We start from the raw sequence: 16,596 nt of genomic DNA, 5'->3' as shown, positions 1-16,596 counted from the left end.
GCCGTGCGGCCGGTATTGCTGCCCCTCGGCCGCCGCCCGTCGCGCTGGGCAGGTATGAAACCGCCGGGGCGCCATCCGGTTCGCCGTCGATCGGACCCCGGCCTTCTTGACATCCAAGCTTTGCATAGTGCAAAAGTAGAGATGGGGTTGGCCTGCCCCGGTCCTCCCGGAGTGGAAGAGGCGACGCACACCGATGAGAGCAGTGATCTGCGGAGCCGGTATCGCCGGGCTCGCGCTCGCCGGCCGACTGCACAACACCCTCGGCTGGGAGGTCGTGGTCCTGGAGAAGGCGCCCCGGCCCCGTACCGGGGGATACATGATCGACTTCTTCGGTCCGGGCTACGACGCCGCCGAAGCCATGGGAGTGCTGCCCTGGCTGGAGGAACTGAGTTATCCGGTCTCCGGGGCGGCGTTCGTCGACGACCACGGCCGGTGCCGCGCCCGGCTCGGCTACGACCGGTTCGCGCGGTCCCTGAACGGGCGTCTGCTGAGCATCATGCGGCCCGACCTCGAACTCGCCCTGCGAGAATGGCTGTCCCTCGCCGTCGGCCTGCGCTTCGGCGTCGGTCCGGAACACATCGACGCGAGCGCCCACGGCGTCCGGGTCACGCTCACCGACGGCAGCAGCCTTCACGCCGACCTCCTCGTCGGGGCCGACGGCATCCACTCCACCGTGCGCTCTCTGGCCTTCGGCGAAGAACGGCGGTACGTACGGCACCTGGGCTATCACACGGCAGCGTTCACCTTCGACGACCCCGAAGTGCACGCGGAACTCGGCGACCGGTTCTGCCTCACCGACACGGTCGGCGGACAGATGGGCCTGTACGCCCTGCGGGACGGCAGGGTCGCCGCGTTCGCCGTACACCGTGCCGCCGATCCCCGCCTACCCGGGGGCACCCGGGTCGCGCTGCACCGCGAGTACGGCGCGCTGGGCTGGCTCGCGCCCCGCGCCCTGGCAGGCTGCCCGTCGTCCCCCGGGCTCTACTACGACCAGGTCGCCCAGACCGACCTGCCGTCCTGGAGCCGGGGACGGGTCGTGCTGATCGGCGACGCGTGCCACGCCGTGTCCCTGCTCGCCGCTCAGGGCGCCTCGCTGGCGATCGGCGGCGCCTACGTCCTGGCCGACCAGCTCGCCGGATCCCGCAGCATCGAGGGGGCGCTCGCCGGATACGAACGGCTCTGGCGGCCGGTCGTCACCCGCAGACAGCGCGCCGCGCGCCGTACCGCCCGCTGGTTCGTCCCCGCCTCCCCCCGGCAACTGCGGCTGCGCCGACTCGCCCTGCGGCTCGCCGACCAGCCCGGAACGGGCCGCATCGCCGGCATCGCACTTACTGGCAGGCAACGACCGTACCTGCGTCAACTCGCCGCGGTACCGGCCTGGGCGGGAACGGCGGACACGAACGGACAGAGCTCGCGTCGGACGAAGTCGGCGCGGACGACGGAGAGTTCTGGCGAGCAGCCCCGGCACGCGGAGAGTTAGATGCCATCAAGTCCCAGACCCGGCCCGAGCGTCGTCACCGCTCGCCTGCGCGAAGCCCTGGAGACCGCCGACTGCTCGCCGGACTTCTGCATCCGAACGTGCACTGGAGTCCGCCCGAAGGCGGTGAAACCGGCTGCCACGCCCGCTCCCACGTCCTGAGCCGCTGCTCCCGTCTGCACGCGCTCGGACTGCGGGCGCGGGCCGAGGAGACTTTTACCTATCCGGCGGCCGTCGTCATCGGACTCCGGATCCACGGCCCGGTACCGCCGGCCGACCCGGAGACCGTGGGATACCACGTCTTCGATGTCAACGGCGGTCTGATCACCCGCATCACCCGCTACGCCGACCGTGCCCAGGCGCTGGAAGCCGCCCTCACCGGCGCCACGGCAGGATACGCAGCGGCGTCGGGTCACTTGCGCGGGCATCGGTCAGAAGCGCCAGGATGAGGCGACTCGTGCCTGGAACCTGACCATTCCGGCCGTGCCGAACTGCAGGGCCACCGGCAGCGTGTGCGCGGCGGTGACGCCGTGCGGTGACGGTGGTTCCGCTCAGCAGCAGGATGCCGGCGGCGGACAGTGAACCGTTGCCCTCGGCCGACTTCCCGCCGACCAGGACACCACGTCCGCCGTCCGGCGTCGCGACCATGCCGAGGTGTTCGGTGACGCCGTCGTCGTTGCGCACCGTCATGCTGAGCGAACCGTCGCCCGAGCGGTCGAGGCGCGCGACGGTATCCGCGATCGTCATGTGGACGTCGGAGACGTCCACATGGATGCGGCACGGGACGGCAGGGCCGCCGTCGGACGGGGAAACGGAGGCACTGGCTCGGGAGGAGGAAGGACTGTTCGTGCACCCTGCGTTCAGGACAGTGAGTGTCACGGACAGGGACACTGCGAGAAGGATGTGGCCACGCGTGGTTGTGCCTCTCATCTTTGCACTATGCCAATATGGGGTGGTGTCTCCCGGGTCTGCCGCTCACCGGCGACTGACGCGGCTGGATGCGAAGATGCGGCCCTCGGGCGAGGAACACACCGGTCTGCGGTGCGGAGACCGACGGAGTGGGGGAACCATGGGATTGGCCATGTGCCCGTTGTGCAGTGACGACGAAGACATCGAACTCGTTCGTGTACTCGACGACGGAAGACGAGTCGTGAAGCACCGGTGCGGCTACGCGTGGGAGCACGGCGAGCGCACCGCCCCGAAGGAGCCGTCCCGCTCCTTCGGCGACCTCAAGGCCCGCTTTCCGAAACCCGATGACGTCGACCCCAGGTGGCTGGAACGAGCGGCCCGCCTCAAGACGCAGTACCTGGCCACCAAACCCGACTTCGACCCCCAGGTCGCGGAATACTGGGCGAGGTATCAGAAGATCTTCTCCCTCGATGGGCTGCACACCTGCGATCCCAGATTCCTCAAGGACTTCGCCAACTCCGACGTCGGAGCCCACCCCGGCAACCAGGCCACGTTCAACTCCGCCTGGAACGCCATGGGCGACGTGGCGGCCGGGGAATCGACCCGTCAGACCATCGAGTACCTCCTCTACGGACCCGACGACGAACCACTCGAAGACCGGCTCCATCATCTGCTGGCCGGAACGAAGCCGTTCGCCATGACCGGTTTCAAGGAGGCGCTCCTCACGAGAGTGCTGTGCGTGGTGCAGCCCGAGCGCTTCCTGTCGATCCTCAAGTACACGACGGAGGCGGGTGGCAAGCGCGAGATAGCCCGGGCGGTCTACGGAATCGAACTGCCGGCGCCCGAGTCCGTGAATTGGACCCGAGGCCGGCTCATCCTCTGGAGCAACGACCTGCTGCACACCCTCGTCGGCGAGGGCTTCGCCAACCAGCAGCACTCCGCCGCGTTCCTGTGGTGGGCGAAGGACCAGCCCGGAGGGTTTCAGTAGACCTCCGTCGGCGAGTGCGCGTTCGCCGTCGGTGCCGACGTACCCGGCTTCCGATGTCGTTATCACTGGCCCCAGTGGTAGCAGCGATCGCTCCTGCCCCTGTCCGAGGGAGCAGGCCACCGCGCTGGGATTCATACCGAGTGGTTCCGGAAGGCACTGCCGGCCACCGAGATTTCGCCGATCTCTGGCACGGGAATGTCGATCGGCTCGCACCGGAAGCGGCTCCCCTCCCGCCGGTCGAAGCGGCTCCACAGCTCGCGAGGTTTCAGTCCCATTCCGGCTCCTCCTCCGCGAGGTGAGGCAGAGGGCTCCCGCCGACAATGGGTACGAAACTCACTGGACGGGCGTGCCAGACGAAGTTGTACGGGCCAGCCGAGAGGGGGAGCGTGAACTCCTCACCGTTCTTCAGCGCCTCGGCGGGCTCACGCCATCCGTCGGACAGCCAGTCCCAGACGAGGCCGACCAGCGATGCGTTGATGGCCGAGGCGATGACACGCATCTGGATGCGGGCCCAGCGGATCGCGCGGTCCGGCGTGGGCAGGGCCGCGAGCGCGAGCGGCTTGCCGTCCTCCTGGCGCCACTCGCACCAGAAGCCCGACTTGGGTACCACTGGCTCCGGTACGGCGATCGTGCACCACGTGAGGGTGCCGTCCTCGCTGGTGCCCCAGTCCTCGGCGAGGGCTTCGACGATCAGCATGCCGCGACCGCTCTCCTCGTCGGCGGTCGGTCTCTTCACCTGAGGGCGTCCCGGAGTCCCGTCGGCCACCTCGACACGGACCTCGCCCCGCCAGTATGAGACGGAGAAGCTGACGTCCTCCGTCTCGCCGTACCGGACGGCGTTGGTGACCAGCTCACTGATGAGCAGGTTGGCTGTGTCGATGCAGGATCCGATCCCCCACAGCCGGAGATGAGCGGCACTGATGCGGCGCAGTTGCCGCACACACTGCGGTGCGCGGGTGCATGAGATGACGAAGCGAGCGGGCTGGTCCATGCCTCTCCCCGGACCGCGTACGTGCGGAAACCTTCCCTGTGGCGGAACAGCACCGGCTATGCCGCTGGAAGCGCTCCGAAATCTCCCGAGCGTCGCCTCGGGAGCGGTTGCACTCTGCAAGGCAAGGGCCATTGCTGTCCTCCGCATGTCACGGGAAGGAAGGTTGCTCCCGGCGCCGCACCGAGGCGCGTTCCGCTGGCTTCCCTGGGTTGCTCGGGTTTTGTAATGACCGTAGGACTACCTTCTCCCAACTTCCAAGCAGATTGCGCGAGTTTGCAGCATCTCGATTGACGTCGTCTAACGCCGAAAGGACTATCGATGTGTCGCGCAAACCGGCGCAAGGCAGCGGACGGGAGAGTGGCCGTGAAGCTACGGTTCCTTGGTAAGAACTCCACCCCCGGAGACAGCCCCACCCTGTACGCCAGCGATCAGGACAGCTACGTCATCCAAGGATGGAAGGTGTTCGCGAACGACTTGCTGATGCAACTCGACGTGCCCGAAGGTCAGACAGTGATCGAGGTACCGCCGGAGCTGTTCGAGCACCTGACGAAGGACGGACACACGACCGGCGAGATCAAGAGCTTCACCGCCCCGATCATGCTCGTCACGGAACAGGACACGTGCATCCTGCAAGGCCCGGAAATGACCGATCCCGAGGCGCTGAGCCAGATGCGGATGCCCGACTATGAGACCTGCATCGAGGTTCCTAAGTCCTCGATCACGGCCCTACTGAAGGAGAGCAGTGGACCTGATCACCCCAGCCCAGCGTGACGAGCTGTTCCACGGCTTCGAACGCGACGCCTTCCACCTGGAGCTGAGGGACGACTACGGGTCTCCCGTCGAGGACACGCCCTACGTGCGGTGGCAGCGGGGAGAGCCTGACGACTACGCGTGGCTCGACCCTTGGATGACGCTCATGAAGCGCGTGTCGGGCGAAGGGAAGACCGTCAGGCGCGTCCGGGTCATCACGGAACCTCACTCCCAGTACGTCGGTTGGGAGCGCTCGTTGACCCACCTGAACCTGGAGGCTGGCGAGGACATCCGATGGCTTCCGCGGCACCGGCTGCCGGAAGGCATCACATTCCCGCTCGACGGCAACGACTGGTGGCTGTACGACGACCGTATCCTCGCTGTTGGCCACTTCGACCCGGAGGGCAGGGTGCTGGGGTCGGAAATCGTCGAGGACCCGGACACCGTGGCCGAGTGCGTCCGCGTGCGTGACCTGCTCTGGTCCGCCGCCGTCCCACACGCCGAGTACAAGCCCTGACCCATCAGTGAATAACCAGGCTCAAGAAGCACGCGAGGCACTGGGTGCCCGGCTGCGCGGATTCCGCAAGGATGCGGGGTTCGCGAGCGGCCGGGCATTCGCCGTGGCCACGGGGTGGGCCGAGTCCAAGGTGTCCCGGCTGGAGAACGGCAAGCAGAACCCCAGCGAAGACGACATTCGCGTCTGGTGCATCAAGACCGATCGGCAAGAGCACGTCGAGGACTTGATAGCCACGGTGCGCCACATCGACGAGCTGTGGCTTGAGTGGCGCCGACAACTCCAGACGGGGGCGGAGCGACGGCAGCGCAAGGCCCTGCCGGTCTACGCCAAGACCAAGGTCTTCCGGATCTGGCACCCGACGCTCGTGTGGGGAACGCTCCAGACGGCGGAATACGCGGCCGAGACGTTCCGGCAGGTCGTCGACTACTACGAGATCCCCGACGACGCGGAAGCCGCCACCGCCAAGCGGCTCGAACGGCAGCAGTACCTGTACCAGGGCAATCGGATCTTCAACGTGGTGCTCGGCGAGCAGGCGCTCTACACCAACTTCGGCGGCCCGGAGGTGATGAAGGGGCAGCTCGACCGCCTGCTGGCGGTGATGCGGCTCCCCCGGCTGAGCCTGGGAATCATCCCCCGGTCCGCACCCCTGGGGATCTGGCCTGGCAACTCCTTCTCAATGTTCGACGACAAGCTCGTCCTCGTCGAGACGTACTCGGCGGAGTTCTCCGTCACCCAGCCCCGAGAAATCGAGCTGTACACCAAGGCGTTCGCCCTCTTGAAGCAGTCAGCGGTCTACGGGACCGCAGTCCGAGACCTCATCCTCACCGCGATCCACCACTTCGATCAGATACCGAGCGACTAGGAGAACAACATGCAGCCCGAGGCCCCGAACTGGCGCACCAGCTCCTACACAGGGACGGAGAACTGCGTTGAGGTGGCCGACAACGACCTGAAGCACGTGATGGTGCGGGACACGAAGGCGCGCGGTCGGGCAATCCTGGCCGTCCAGCGGGACAGCTGGGCGGCATTCGTCGAGTACGCCAAGGGGGCGTAGCGCTGGGCGCCCTCCGCCTCACATGAGGTGAACATGCTGGGAGGGCGAGCACATCACGGCCGTTCCCTGAGGGAACAGGACGAGCGTTCCTCCTGGGAACAGACGGCGCGTTCCCTCGGGGAACGGCCCGTTGTCACCGAATCGAGTCGGCGTAGCTCAGCTGTCCTTTGACGGCGAAGTTAGTCGTGCTTGTCGCGCTGACCTGGACGGACTGAGTTGAATGGCAAAGGCTGTCGCTGATCCTCTGACTATGACCGTCTCGGGCTGAGCACGGGTAAGTCGGAGGGCCCGAGCCGCGGTCGCGTTCCTGCCGTCTCCACGTGCGGCACAGCTAGGGCGGGCCCGAGGCCCTATCTGGGAGTCACAGGGTCATGAAGGGTGAGTGCTCGGCTAGTAGGAGCTTGCGCAGTGACGAGCGGATGCGCGACAGGATGCGGCGACGTGATGATGTAGGTGCAGACATGGCTCCCCCGGCAGCGGTAAGGTACGCATCGCTGCGTACCTAACGTAAGGTACGCGCACGCGCGTACCTTGTCGAGGGGTGGAGTGATGGCGGCGGGTGAGTTGGCGCATCCTCGGGTTGAGGAGCTGGAAGTGGGGGCCATCCTTTTGGCACTGGCCGATGCGAACCGGCGTCGGGTCGTGGCTGAACTGGCCGCGGGACCGGAGGAGGAGCGGTTGTGTGCTTCCTTCGATCTGCCGGTGGGCAAGTCCAGTCGCACCCGTCACTGGCGCGTCTTGCGTGAGGCGGGCTTGGTGTATCAGCGCGACGCCGGGAACGGGCTGTACATGCGCCTGCGGAAAGAGGATCTGGACCGCCGCTTTCCGGGCCTGATCGAGGCTGTCATCTCGGCGGATTAGGCGTGTCCGAAATTGATCCAGTGTGTGTTGCCGGCCTCGAATCATTCAGCTCTGCAGGCTTCGGCGTCTGCCGGGCGCCGATGGGCGCTAGCCGTGACCGGAAATGGTCACCGGGTTGGGTGATCGGTGCTCTGTTGTACCGGGTCAGGGACCGATGATGAGGAGATGACTGCCAGCTCACGTGCTCATTCGTTCAACTCGGCTGCTGCCCAGTATGAGGCGAGCCGCCCGTCGTATCCGCCCGCGCTGTTCGACTTCGTCGAGGAATTCCTGGGCCGTTCCCTGGAGGGTGTCCGCGTCGCTGATGTCGGTGCGGGCACAGGAATTGCGACCTCCTTGCTGTGTGAGCGGGGTGCTGATGTGGTCGCCGTCGAGCCTGGTGACGCGATGGTCGTCGAGTTTCGGCGGGTGCTCCCGGACGTGCCGATCGTGCGAGGAGACGGCAATGCCCTGCCACTCGCCGATGCCTCGCACGACCTCATCACGTACGCGCAGTCATGGCAGTGGACCGACACTGGCCGTTCCGTTCCGGAGGCTCTGCGGGTCTTGCGCACGGACGGTGCGCTCGCGATCTGGTGGAACACCACCGCCTTCGATGTGCCATGGATCCGCGCCCAGCACGAACGCATCTCGCATCACTGCGGAGTTCCCGCTCGTTCCGCGGTGCGTCCCAACGACAGCGAGGCCATCCGGCTCGCGGGGCTGACCGGACTGCGGGTCGTGCGCCAGCAGATCCGCTGGCAGCGGATAGTCCCCCTCGACACGCACCTCGCCAATATCAGCAGCCGCTCCGCGTTTCTTGTCCTCGATCAGGCCACGAACCGGGCCTTTCTCGCCGAGGAGCGCAGGCGACTGCGCGAGGCTTTCCCTGATGAGATGGTGGAAGAGATCTATGTGGTTGATGGGTTGGTAGCAGCTCGTCCGTGACCTTGCGCTGTCTGCTTGCCCGTCGGGCCGGGCAGACCGTGGCCGATCCTGGATCATCCCCGCCGTCGGAGAGGCGACCGCCCGTTACCGTACGCCCCATCGTTCACCACGCCTCGTCGAGCTCGGCGGGGAGCCGAGTGAGAGGGCGTCCATGACGACGACCGTCCCTGCCGCCACCGACAACTTCACCCACCCCATCGAGGACCGCTACTTCGAGGACTACGTGCCGGGCGCCGTGCACGTATTCGGCAGCAGCACCCTCACCGAGCAGGACATCCTCGACTTTGCCCGGCGCTTCGACACCCAGAGCTTCCACACGGATCCCGTGGCGGCGCAGGCCGGACCATTCCAGGGGCTGATCGCCAGCGGCTGGCACACCACCGCCGTCATGATGCGCCTGTACGCCGATCACTACCTCAGCAAGGTCGCCTCGCTCGCATCTCCCGGCGTCGACGAACTCCGCTGGCAGCGGCCGGTGCGGCCAGGCGACACCCTGTCGGTCCGGGCTACGATCGCCCAAGCCCGCATCTCCCGTTCCAAGCCCGACCGCGGCATCGTGCACACCGAGGTCGAGGTACTCAACCAGCACGGCGAGACGGTGCTTACCATGACCGTCATGAACATGCTGCGCCGCCGGCCGTAGCGGCCACCCTTCCCTCGTGCCGAGCGGCGTGCAGGGCGACGGCATCGGTTGTCAACCATCCGATCTCTGCGAGGTGTTCGCGGATCTCGCCCATCTTGAAGATAAGGCCAGGCCGCCGGTCGTCCGCAGGTTTTGACCGGTGATCCACCGGCCGTCCTGGCCGACAAGAAAGGCGGCAACGTCGGCGACGTCGGCAGGCTGTCCGAGTCGGCCGAGGGGTGTCATGCCGGCGACAGTCTGGAGGGCTTGCGGGGGATTGGCTACATGCAACATCTCGGTGTCCGTGGCTCCGGTCGCCAGCCGCAGCGGCCCCGGGCACCAACGGCCCGGGCTGCGAGAAGACCTCCATCAGCCGGGCAGCGACCGGAGCCTGCCGGCAGCGGGGGTGACGGTAGCGCGACAGCCACCGCACGTTCGCCAGCAGCACCGCCTCCGGCACCCCACCCGCTTGAAGGCCACCCGGCCGCGTTGCCGGCGTGGCGTGTCACTTCGAACGCTTCGGCATCGCGCGGCGCGATCCAATCGTCGGCGCGGACGTCGACGACCACGGCCGAGCCATCCGAGCGGCGCACGAAGAGGCCCGGGCATGCCGGCGCTCACGCGAACCGTCGTGCCAGTGCAGCCAGAACGGCTGGGAGGCGATTTGCATCACGGCGGGATCGAAGTCCATGAGCACGAGATGATCCCGCTCCAGCCACGACTCCAAGCCGACGTGCTGCCCGGTCGTCGCCGACCAGTACAGCCCGGGAAATGGCGCGAACCCTGCGACGACCGAAACGGCCGTACCGGAACCACGTCCTCGAACCTCGCCGTCGCGCAGTCCAGCAGGGGACGCCGCCGACGCTTGCCTGCGGCGTCCACGGACGACACCTCGACGTACGGCACGGCCTCAGCCGCCCAGCCGGTACGGCCATACAACACCCCCTCCCAGCGCGCTCACCCCGCACGACTAGGTTCGCTGTCAAACGTTTTCCAGGATGAAGCCGTCGCTCCAGTCTTCGGCCCCTGGGTCTGACGCGTGTGCACCAGGGTTGCCTTCTTCGTCGAGCAGCATGACCATCGCTCGTTCGGTGTTCGTCGTGACGGCGAGATGTCGCCCTGCTGAGCTGTGCGGCCACGACTCGAGTTTCCCGTCGGCGATCCGCCTGCCGAGCTCTTCGACGGCTGCCTCAGCTCTCACCGGGAGAGCGCCCTCACCCTTGTTGAAGGACCATGCTTCGATCACGTGCGGGATCTTTTCATGCAAGGCAACTTGTCTGGTTGGATGCCGAGTTGCCTTGCCGTTTCGGTGCGCAGTTGAGAGTGGTCTCGCCAGTGTGGTGAGGTGAACAGGCTGGTGACAACGACGGCCTCGGGAAAGGTGGCCAGCTCGATGCCGGCGTCGGAGGGACGGTGGAGATCACCGAACGCCGGCTCGTGACCACCCTGCTTTACTGGTGCCCCTCTGCCTTGGCGGAGGGGCACCAGCGTAGGCCCCGGATTACCGTGCGTTGTGCGGTCTGTCGTGTCGGCTTGGCGAGGGCCGGACAGTACTCCCGCCCTTCGGGGCAGCGGTGGTGTGTTCGGGCATGGGGGTGGCGTCGGCGGGTAGGTCGGCCAGGCACCGCAGGCGCCATACGAGCACGTCGCTGATCGAACCGGCGGTGCCCAGCTCTTGCCGCGCGGCGGCCTCGGCCAGCAGTGCCGCCGGGTCGTGGCCGGAGCTCTCGGCGTCGGCGAGGGTGGCGGCCAGGGCGTGCCAGCCCGGTTCGGTGAGAACCTGCTCCGCCAGCTCCGGCACCGCTTGACGCAGGTGGGCGGTCTGCCTCTGGCGCAGAGACTGCGACAGGCGCCGACCTCGCTGGTGCAGCACGCCCAGCGGGACGTCGGCAGCGGCCCGATAGGCGGCGCGCAGGTGTCCGGCGGCCTCTCGGGCAGCGGCTGCCTGCTGAGCGTGCCCCTTCTTCGCGTGCCAGTGGGCGGCGGCGGTGACGAGGAAGAACGCCATGTCGATCACCATTGCTGTGGTCGCCCCGTCCTCCCCGCGGCCGAGCGCCGGCCCGCTGTAGACGAGGTCGCGTGCGGCCTGGCGCAGGCCGCGATCGTGCCCGCGTACGGACTTGATGTGGGAGCGGGTGGCTCGCTCGAACGCGAGGGCTGCTTCGCGCAGTTCGGTGCGGGTGTGGGCGGCGGAGGTCTTGGCGAGCGCGTCCAGGACCTCCCCGGCGGCGGCGACGTGCGCGGCCACCTGGCCGCCCTCACCGCTGTCGATGACCAGCACCGCCTGCCACACCGAGGTGGCTGCCCGGCGTCGCGCGGTGGCCGGATTGCTTGGCGTGGGATCGGAGGCCCGGCCGGACGGCGCCCTGTCGCTTCGGCCGGCGGCGTCGCGGTCACCGGACCAGCGTTTGCGGATGCGGGGCAGGGACAGGTCGGGAGAGAGGGTGGAGCCAGCGTAGAACACTGGTTCCATCTTGCCGTTGCGGTCGTCCGCGAGAGCGACCTTGTAGCCGAGCAGGTCGCCGGAGGGCGCGACGCGCTTGCGGATCAGCAGGCCGGCGGAGGCCAGCCGGTCGAAGAACTCCTCCTCACTGGTGGCCCCGGCGACCGCGCGGCGTACGGTTTCGCGCAGTCCCTCGCGCGCCGATTGTTCCCTGCCCTCGCGTTCCGCCTTGTGGAGTTCGGCGCTTGTAGGGCGCTTGGCGGCGGTGCCGTCCCCGGGCGGGACGCGGCGCAGCCCGTAGTCGGCTTCGATGCGGCGGCATTCTGCCTGGGCGCGGCGGGCCTCGTTGTGCCGACGGGGTCGGCGGCCGTCGTCGCGCACGAGGGTGGCGATGATGTGGATGTGGTCGTCGGCGTGGCGGACGGCTGCCCACCGGCAGGCTTGCTCGTCGCCGTCGGGGGCGATGTCGGTGGCGGCGACCATGCGGCGGGCGATGGCCGCCCAGTCCTCGTCGGACAGGATCGGGTCCTCGGGGGCAGCCCGCACCGACAGGTGCCACACGTGCTCCTTGGGGCGCTTGCTGGCGGGCAGGGCGGTCACGGGCTGGTCGAGCAGGTGCTCAAGCTGCTCGTAGGTGGCCTTCGGGTCGCGGCCGGGGTCGGGGGTGAGCGGGTCGAAGGCGGCCACCAGGTGTGGGTCGATGTGCTCCTCTTGGGTACCGGGGCCGTAGAGGTAGCGGATCAGCCCGATGGTCTCGCTGCCGCTCTTGTGGATGCTGGGGATCACGCAGGGGCACCGCGGTCGTGGTGGGCGAGCAGGGCATCGGCGGCGCCCTCCATGCGGCGGGCGGCGCTTCGGACGACCTCGGCCGCAGCGTCCAGGTGGGGTGCGTCGGCGCCGGAGTTGAGGACCTTGGCCACCTGGTTGAACAGACCGTGCATGCGGCCCAGGTGCCGACGGGCGGCGAACAGCTCGTCGATGACCTCCCGTTCGGTGGCGATCTCGGCGGCGGTGCGGGTCAGGTCGCGGGCGGCCTTGTCGACGGCGTAGGCGAGGAAGGCGGCGTTGGACATCTCGCAGTGGGCGGCGGCGTCGGTAAAACGCTTGAACTCGTCTTCGTTCATGCGGCAACTGGGCTGGTGCACGCGCTTGCGCGACTTCGGCTGGCGTGCGCGCTGACGTCTCTTCGCAAGGGACTCGGCCTGTCGGTTCTCTCCCGGCTGCGGTCCGCCCTCGGTCGCTGCCTGACGGCCCGGTGCCCCCTGGCGCCGGGCTGCTCCCGCCACCCCAGGGGCGGGGACTCCGGGAGCATTGCTCCCGGTACAACTTGCTGTGCTGTTCAGGCCGGTGGTCATCTCCTGTTGAGGGGTGGGGAGTTCGTGGTTCGGGTCGTGCATGGGGCGGTTCTCCGTGGGGTGCTGGTGCCGGGTACTTCGCGCTGCCCAACCTCCGTGCCCCAGGCTTGTCTGCCCAGGGCATGGGGTGAGCCGGAAGGCCGGGGTGGTCGGTGCGCTTGCGGGTCTCAGGTGGTGCCGACGGCGGCTGTGCCGAGATGCCTCTGGTGCTCGGAGGCGGCTTCATGGGGTCCGTCGCGAGGAGGCTCGGCCTCGATGTCGTCGTAGGCGACGGGGTCTGGCCGGTCGGTGCGTTCGGCCTTCAGCTGGTTGCGCAGGGTGCGGGCGCGGGTCTGGCTGATCCGTAGTTCGCTGCGCAGGCGCTGGGCGGTCAGCCGGTCGGCGCTCCAGTCGGCGGTCAGGAGTCGGGCCTCGGCGAGGACCTCAGCGTCGGTGCGGGGGCGGTCGGAGGCCGACTCGGCAGTGGCGGTGGCCCGACCGGTCGCACGGCTCGGGGCGGCTCCGGTCGACTCAACCGCGGCGGTCGACCGAGGCGGTCGGGTAGAGCGGGCCACCTGGGTGGCCTCGGCCGGCCTCGGCACGGGAGTCTTGGCAGCCTTTGCGGGGGCCGACTCGGTCGGCTGCTCGGGGGCCGATTGATGCTGGTCAGAGGTCGACCGTGCGTCCTGCTCGTCGGCCTGCTGGCCAACCGCTTCGGCAGAGTCGGCCGACTCGGGGTGGTGATGCAGCACCTTCGCGACGAGGTCCGACCCGAAGTAGATCGACCCGACCGGGAGCGAGGTGGCCAGCAGTACGAGGGCCCAGTTCGCCGGGTCCCAGTCGGTCAGTCGGCCCCACCGGGTCGGCATGGTGTGCAGTGCCGGGGTGAGGCCGTGTACGTAGTTCAACAGGAGGCTGGCGATCGTGTAGGTCGCCAGGACCCGCAGTGCGAACTTCCGGTCGGCGTCGGGCAGCACGAGTGTGGCGGTCAGCGCGAGGGCCATCAGCCCGTCGACCACGATCGGGTACAGCAGGGCGGCCGTGGAGTCGGCGCCGATGGCGCGGGCCACGTCGGACAGTGCGTTCCAGGAGACCCGGAAGGCCATGAGGACCACAGCCATCAGGCCGACGACGAGGGTGAAGCGTGCACCGCGGTTCGCGCGGTGGCCCCCGGCGTGTACGTCTGCGCGGTGGCGGTAGCGAGCTCGAAGGCGGGCGATGCGAGAGCGATGGCTGTCGGTGTTGGGGCTGGCGGCCGGGGGTATCGGGGTGGGGGAGGGCAAGTCAGATATCTCCAGGGTGGGCCTAGGCGGGCATGGGGAGAGGTCTCCGAGGAAGCCGTCCGGGCATGGCATTGGTGCTGCCGACGGGCGGTGAAGGTGGGATTGGGGTGCGGTGGAGGGGCCGTTGCTCAGGCGCCGGCACGGCAGCCGCGGGTCACACGGCGTCCTGCTGGGCCAGTTCCACCACGGCGAGGTCCACGCGGGTGGGGTGCGGCCTCGTGCGGGGTGCGTTGCCCCGGGCGTGACCGTCGAGTCCCAGGCGCTGGTACGGCAGGGCTCACCCTTGTCGGCGTGGCACCACCGGCACGGGACGCTGAGAGCGTCCGGCTGTCCGGCGGCGACGACAGCCTCGCGGGCGGCATGCGCGGGCCGGTAGGGGGCGAGCGCCGCGCGGACGGCCGGCGGGGTGGACGATCCGACGGCGGCCAGGCGGGCATCGAGGTCCCGGTGCGGGCCCCCGGTGAGCTGTCGGTGCGGGGACGGCGCGGCCATGCCGGTGGCGACGGCGTGCCGTGTGCCGAGCAGTTCGGTGCGCCAGGCGGCGGGGTCGTCCGGATCGGCGACCGGAGTGGGATCGGTGTGCCGGTCCAGGCGGTCGCGTCGGTAGGCGCGCCACTTGCGGGCGACGTCCACCGGAAGGATCGGGTACGGGGAGCCCAGGACGTGGGCCCGTATCGCCTCGCGGACGTCCCAGCCGTGGGCGGTGGCGAAGGGCACGTCGTGAAGCAGCTCGTGCCACTGGGCGATCTGGTCACGGGCTTCGTCCGTGCCAGTGCGGGTGGTGCGGGGATCGAGGCGGCCGATGTAGCCAGGGCGGCGGCGATTTCGTTTCGTTCCAGGGTGGTTACTCCATTCCGGTCGGTCAGTCGAGGGCGGCGAGCAGAGCGGCCATGTGCGCCTCGCTGCGCGTCATGCCGGTGGACGAGGGGGGTGTGGGTGTGCCACCAGGCAGGGCGTAGAGGTTCGGGCGGCCGGGGGTGGGGGTGCGTTCCCGGGCGATCCACGCGCGCCAGTCGGCGGCCCACGCGTCGGCGGTGCGGGGTTCCCACGAGCTCCGGTAGGTGCGCCACTTCGCGTCGGCGGCGTGCAGGGCGTGCTCGCCGAGCCGGTCGAGATGCCCGTCGTGCTGGAGCCAGGCGCGGGCGCTGTCGTCGATCTGCCACTCGGTGGCGGAGATGAGCGAGGGAGAGCTGCTGCTCTTACTACCGTTCACCTTCGGTTCTCTTCTGTTCTGGGGGTCGGAATCCGCACCCCCTTCGGGTCGGAATCCGTACCCCCTGGGGGTCGCATTCTGTTCCCCGGGGTTGGATTCCGATCCCCCCTCGAAGGGCTCGACAGGGTCGGATTCAGACCCCCCGAGGGTCGGATTCCGACCCCCTTGGGGTGCCGGATTCCGGCTCCCCTCCCGGGACTCATCGGCGATGAATTGGGCGGCGGTTGGGAGGCGGTAGTACGTCTCTCCCCGTGGTCCCTTGCGGTCGGGGAGCTGCACCAGCTCACCGTCGGCGATCAACTTGGCGAGCGCATCGCGCACGGCGGTGCGGGAGGCGTTGGCGCGCTTCATCAGGGTGGGCACGGACGCATAAGCGACGCAGTGCCGGTCGCGGCACCGATCGGCGATCAGGGCGAGGACCATGCGGGCGGTGCCCTTGCTGCGGCTGTGGTCCCACACCCATTCGCGGGCGTCGTAGCTCATCGGGCGGCGGCTCCTAGGTCGGGGCATGAAGGTGCAGTCGGCCCTTGTCGGGCGGTGCACAGGGAGGGGGTTGGCCCACCGCCTCGGCCGAAGACGCGAGGGAGGGCTGGTGGCGTCGTATAGCCAAGACAGCCACATCAATGCCGCTCAAGTCCAGCATTCCGTCGAGAAATCAGACAGCTGACGGCGAACGCTTACTGCGAGCTAGGCATTGCCAAAATTATAAACCCGAATCGGCCGCTGCCGAAATAACGGACCGTCAGGCGAAGCCAGAAGCATCACATCGGCAAGCCGTTGACGCGCCGCCGACGGGGAAGCTACAACACAACACCGCACGTCAGCGTATCGATCGACGCATCGGTCCGAACCCCCGTCCCGACCCCGGAAACCTCTCCCCGGCGTACGACGCGAGCGCAACATAGCCGAAGATCGCCGGTTACCAAAACCGGCGATTGAGCCTTTCAATTGGAGCCATGCCCCCACGCTCATTGGAAATCGGGCCGGCAGGAATGCAGGCGGCCCGTGCCATCGAAATCCTCCGCGCCGAACGCGGCCTGTCACAAAGGCAGTTGGCCGACCGCGTGACAGCCCTCGGCCGCCCGATGTCCAACACCATGCTGTCCCGCATCGAGCGCGCCCAGCGCCGATGTGACGTCGACGACCTCATCGCGATCGCCGAGGCCCTCCACGTCCCGGCACCAGCGCTCCTGCCCGGCCGCCCTGCCGTCTGAGCCACTACCGCCA

Annotated in this window: 18 protein-coding genes and 2 pseudogenes; 10 read left to right on the top strand and 10 right to left on the bottom strand. The window is 68.5% G+C overall.

Going from position 1 to position 16,596, the window contains the following annotated elements:
• Positions 1-193: 193 nt before the first annotated feature.
• Complete coding sequence (locus OG568_RS24820; RefSeq protein WP_329533154.1) at positions 194-1,480, top strand: FAD-dependent monooxygenase; 1,287 nt, start codon at positions 194-196, stop codon at positions 1,478-1,480.
• 372 nt (positions 1,481-1,852) lie between these two features.
• Here OG568_RS24820 and OG568_RS24815 read toward each other — a convergent pair whose 3' ends face one another.
• Complete coding sequence (locus tag OG568_RS24815; protein ID WP_329533153.1) at positions 1,853-2,245, bottom strand: hypothetical protein; 393 nt, start codon at positions 2,243-2,245, stop codon at positions 1,853-1,855.
• 301 nt (positions 2,246-2,546) lie between these two features.
• Between OG568_RS24815 and OG568_RS24810 the strand changes: the two genes are divergently transcribed.
• On the top strand, positions 2,547-3,374 hold the full coding sequence (locus tag OG568_RS24810) for a hypothetical protein (RefSeq protein WP_329533152.1): 828 nt from the start codon (positions 2,547-2,549) through the stop codon (positions 3,372-3,374).
• A 131-nt stretch (positions 3,375-3,505) separates the two neighbouring features.
• Here the strand turns inward: OG568_RS24810 and OG568_RS24805 are convergent, their stop codons facing one another.
• Positions 3,506-3,649: a hypothetical protein gene (locus tag OG568_RS24805; RefSeq protein ID WP_329533150.1), complete on the bottom strand. Its 144-nt coding sequence runs from the start codon at positions 3,647-3,649 to the stop codon at positions 3,506-3,508.
• Positions 3,640-4,365 (bottom strand): ATP-binding protein, encoded by a 726-nt coding sequence (locus OG568_RS24800; protein ID WP_329533149.1) that lies wholly within the window; start codon positions 4,363-4,365, stop codon positions 3,640-3,642. Before OG568_RS24800 ends, OG568_RS24805 begins: the two co-directional genes overlap by 10 nt.
• A 363-nt stretch (positions 4,366-4,728) precedes the next feature.
• Between OG568_RS24800 and OG568_RS24795 the strand changes: the two genes are divergently transcribed.
• The 7 genes from OG568_RS24795 (at position 4,729) to OG568_RS24765 (ending at position 9,117) form a co-directional block, all read left to right on the top strand.
• Positions 4,729-5,136, top strand: coding sequence for a hypothetical protein (locus tag OG568_RS24795; RefSeq protein ID WP_329533148.1), 408 nt, complete (start codon positions 4,729-4,731; stop codon positions 5,134-5,136).
• Positions 5,108-5,632, top strand: a complete 525-nt coding sequence (locus OG568_RS24790; protein ID WP_329533147.1) for a DUF6879 family protein — start codon at positions 5,108-5,110, stop codon at positions 5,630-5,632. The genes OG568_RS24795 and OG568_RS24790 overlap by 29 nt, the downstream gene beginning before the upstream one ends.
• Positions 5,633-5,639: 7 nt before the next feature.
• Entirely contained in the window at positions 5,640-6,494 is an 855-nt protein-coding gene (locus OG568_RS24785; protein WP_329533146.1) for a helix-turn-helix domain-containing protein, read from the top strand.
• Between the two features lie 9 nt (positions 6,495-6,503).
• Entirely contained in the window at positions 6,504-6,686 is a 183-nt protein-coding gene (locus OG568_RS24780; protein WP_329533145.1) for a DUF397 domain-containing protein, read from the top strand.
• 549 nt (positions 6,687-7,235) lie between these two features.
• Entirely contained in the window at positions 7,236-7,547 is a 312-nt protein-coding gene (locus OG568_RS24775) for an ArsR/SmtB family transcription factor (protein ID WP_329533144.1), read from the top strand.
• 165 nt (positions 7,548-7,712) lie between these two features.
• Positions 7,713-8,474: a class I SAM-dependent methyltransferase gene (locus OG568_RS24770; protein ID WP_329533143.1), complete on the top strand. Its 762-nt coding sequence runs from the start codon at positions 7,713-7,715 to the stop codon at positions 8,472-8,474.
• A 151-nt stretch (positions 8,475-8,625) separates the two neighbouring features.
• Positions 8,626-9,117 carry a MaoC family dehydratase gene (locus tag OG568_RS24765; RefSeq protein WP_329533142.1) on the top strand — a complete coding sequence of 164 codons (492 nt, stop codon included), beginning with the start codon at positions 8,626-8,628 and terminating at the stop codon, positions 9,115-9,117.
• Positions 9,118-9,168: 51 nt separating this feature from the next.
• Here OG568_RS24765 and OG568_RS24760 read toward each other — a convergent pair.
• The 7 genes and pseudogenes from OG568_RS24760 to OG568_RS24730 form a co-directional block, all read right to left on the bottom strand.
• A pseudogene (locus OG568_RS24760) lies at positions 9,169-9,417 on the bottom strand (SDR family oxidoreductase); the annotation flags it as partial.
• A gap of 661 nt (positions 9,418-10,078) precedes the next feature.
• The gene (locus tag OG568_RS24755; protein ID WP_329533141.1) at positions 10,079-10,363 is read right to left on the bottom strand and encodes a hypothetical protein; all 285 of its coding nucleotides are present in this window, start codon (positions 10,361-10,363) and stop codon (positions 10,079-10,081) included.
• Positions 10,364-10,597: 234 nt separating this feature from the next.
• Positions 10,598-12,325 carry a relaxase/mobilization nuclease domain-containing protein gene (locus OG568_RS24750; RefSeq protein ID WP_329533140.1) on the bottom strand — a complete coding sequence of 576 codons (1,728 nt, stop codon included), beginning with the start codon at positions 12,323-12,325 and terminating at the stop codon, positions 10,598-10,600.
• A complete protein-coding gene (locus OG568_RS24745; protein ID WP_329533139.1) occupies positions 12,322-12,663 on the bottom strand; it encodes a plasmid mobilization relaxosome protein MobC in 342 nt (113 codons plus the stop codon). The genes OG568_RS24750 and OG568_RS24745 overlap by 4 nt, the downstream gene beginning before the upstream one ends.
• Before the next feature lie 398 nt (positions 12,664-13,061).
• Complete coding sequence (locus OG568_RS24740) at positions 13,062-13,994, bottom strand: DUF2637 domain-containing protein (protein WP_329533138.1); 933 nt, start codon at positions 13,992-13,994, stop codon at positions 13,062-13,064.
• 316 nt (positions 13,995-14,310) lie between these two features.
• Positions 14,311-14,995, bottom strand: a pseudogene (locus tag OG568_RS24735) (zinc finger domain-containing protein).
• Positions 14,996-15,018: 23 nt separating this feature from the next.
• Positions 15,019-15,852: a helix-turn-helix domain-containing protein gene (locus OG568_RS24730; protein ID WP_329533137.1), complete on the bottom strand. Its 834-nt coding sequence runs from the start codon at positions 15,850-15,852 to the stop codon at positions 15,019-15,021.
• A 473-nt stretch (positions 15,853-16,325) separates the two neighbouring features.
• Between OG568_RS24730 and OG568_RS24725 the strand changes: the two genes are divergently transcribed.
• Positions 16,326-16,583: a helix-turn-helix domain-containing protein gene (locus OG568_RS24725; RefSeq protein WP_329533136.1), complete on the top strand. Its 258-nt coding sequence runs from the start codon at positions 16,326-16,328 to the stop codon at positions 16,581-16,583.
• The last annotated feature ends 13 nt before the right edge of the window (positions 16,584-16,596 follow it).

This window comes from Streptomyces sp. NBC_01450 (genome assembly GCF_036227505.1).
Classification (GTDB): domain Bacteria; phylum Actinomycetota; class Actinomycetes; order Streptomycetales; family Streptomycetaceae; genus Streptomyces.
Note: the sequence above shows the minus strand (reverse complement) of the source record. Positions and strands in the feature narration are given on the sequence as shown.

Excerpts from the sequence above, each read along its gene's own strand:
- OG568_RS24805 (WP_329533150.1), bottom strand. The coding sequence starts at position 3,649 with ATGGGACTGAAACCTCGCGAGCTGTGGAGCCGCTTCGACCGGCGGGAG.
- OG568_RS24745 (WP_329533139.1), bottom strand. The coding sequence starts at position 12,663 with ATGAACGAAGACGAGTTCAAGCGTTTTACCGACGCCGCCGCCCACTGC.
- OG568_RS24820 (WP_329533154.1), top strand. The coding sequence starts at position 194 with ATGAGAGCAGTGATCTGCGGAGCCGGTATCGCCGGGCTCGCGCTCGCC.
- OG568_RS24765 (WP_329533142.1), top strand. The coding sequence starts at position 8,626 with ATGACGACGACCGTCCCTGCCGCCACCGACAACTTCACCCACCCCATC.
- OG568_RS24780 (WP_329533145.1), top strand. The coding sequence starts at position 6,504 with ATGCAGCCCGAGGCCCCGAACTGGCGCACCAGCTCCTACACAGGGACG.
- OG568_RS24810 (WP_329533152.1), top strand. The coding sequence starts at position 2,547 with ATGGGATTGGCCATGTGCCCGTTGTGCAGTGACGACGAAGACATCGAA.
- OG568_RS24775 (WP_329533144.1), top strand. The coding sequence starts at position 7,236 with ATGGCGGCGGGTGAGTTGGCGCATCCTCGGGTTGAGGAGCTGGAAGTG.
- OG568_RS24725 (WP_329533136.1), top strand. The coding sequence starts at position 16,326 with ATGCCCCCACGCTCATTGGAAATCGGGCCGGCAGGAATGCAGGCGGCC.
- OG568_RS24800 (WP_329533149.1), bottom strand. The coding sequence starts at position 4,365 with ATGGACCAGCCCGCTCGCTTCGTCATCTCATGCACCCGCGCACCGCAG.
- OG568_RS24740 (WP_329533138.1), bottom strand. The coding sequence starts at position 13,994 with ATGGCTGTGGTCCTCATGGCCTTCCGGGTCTCCTGGAACGCACTGTCC.
- OG568_RS24730 (WP_329533137.1), bottom strand. The coding sequence starts at position 15,852 with ATGAGCTACGACGCCCGCGAATGGGTGTGGGACCACAGCCGCAGCAAG.
- OG568_RS24770 (WP_329533143.1), top strand. The coding sequence starts at position 7,713 with ATGACTGCCAGCTCACGTGCTCATTCGTTCAACTCGGCTGCTGCCCAG.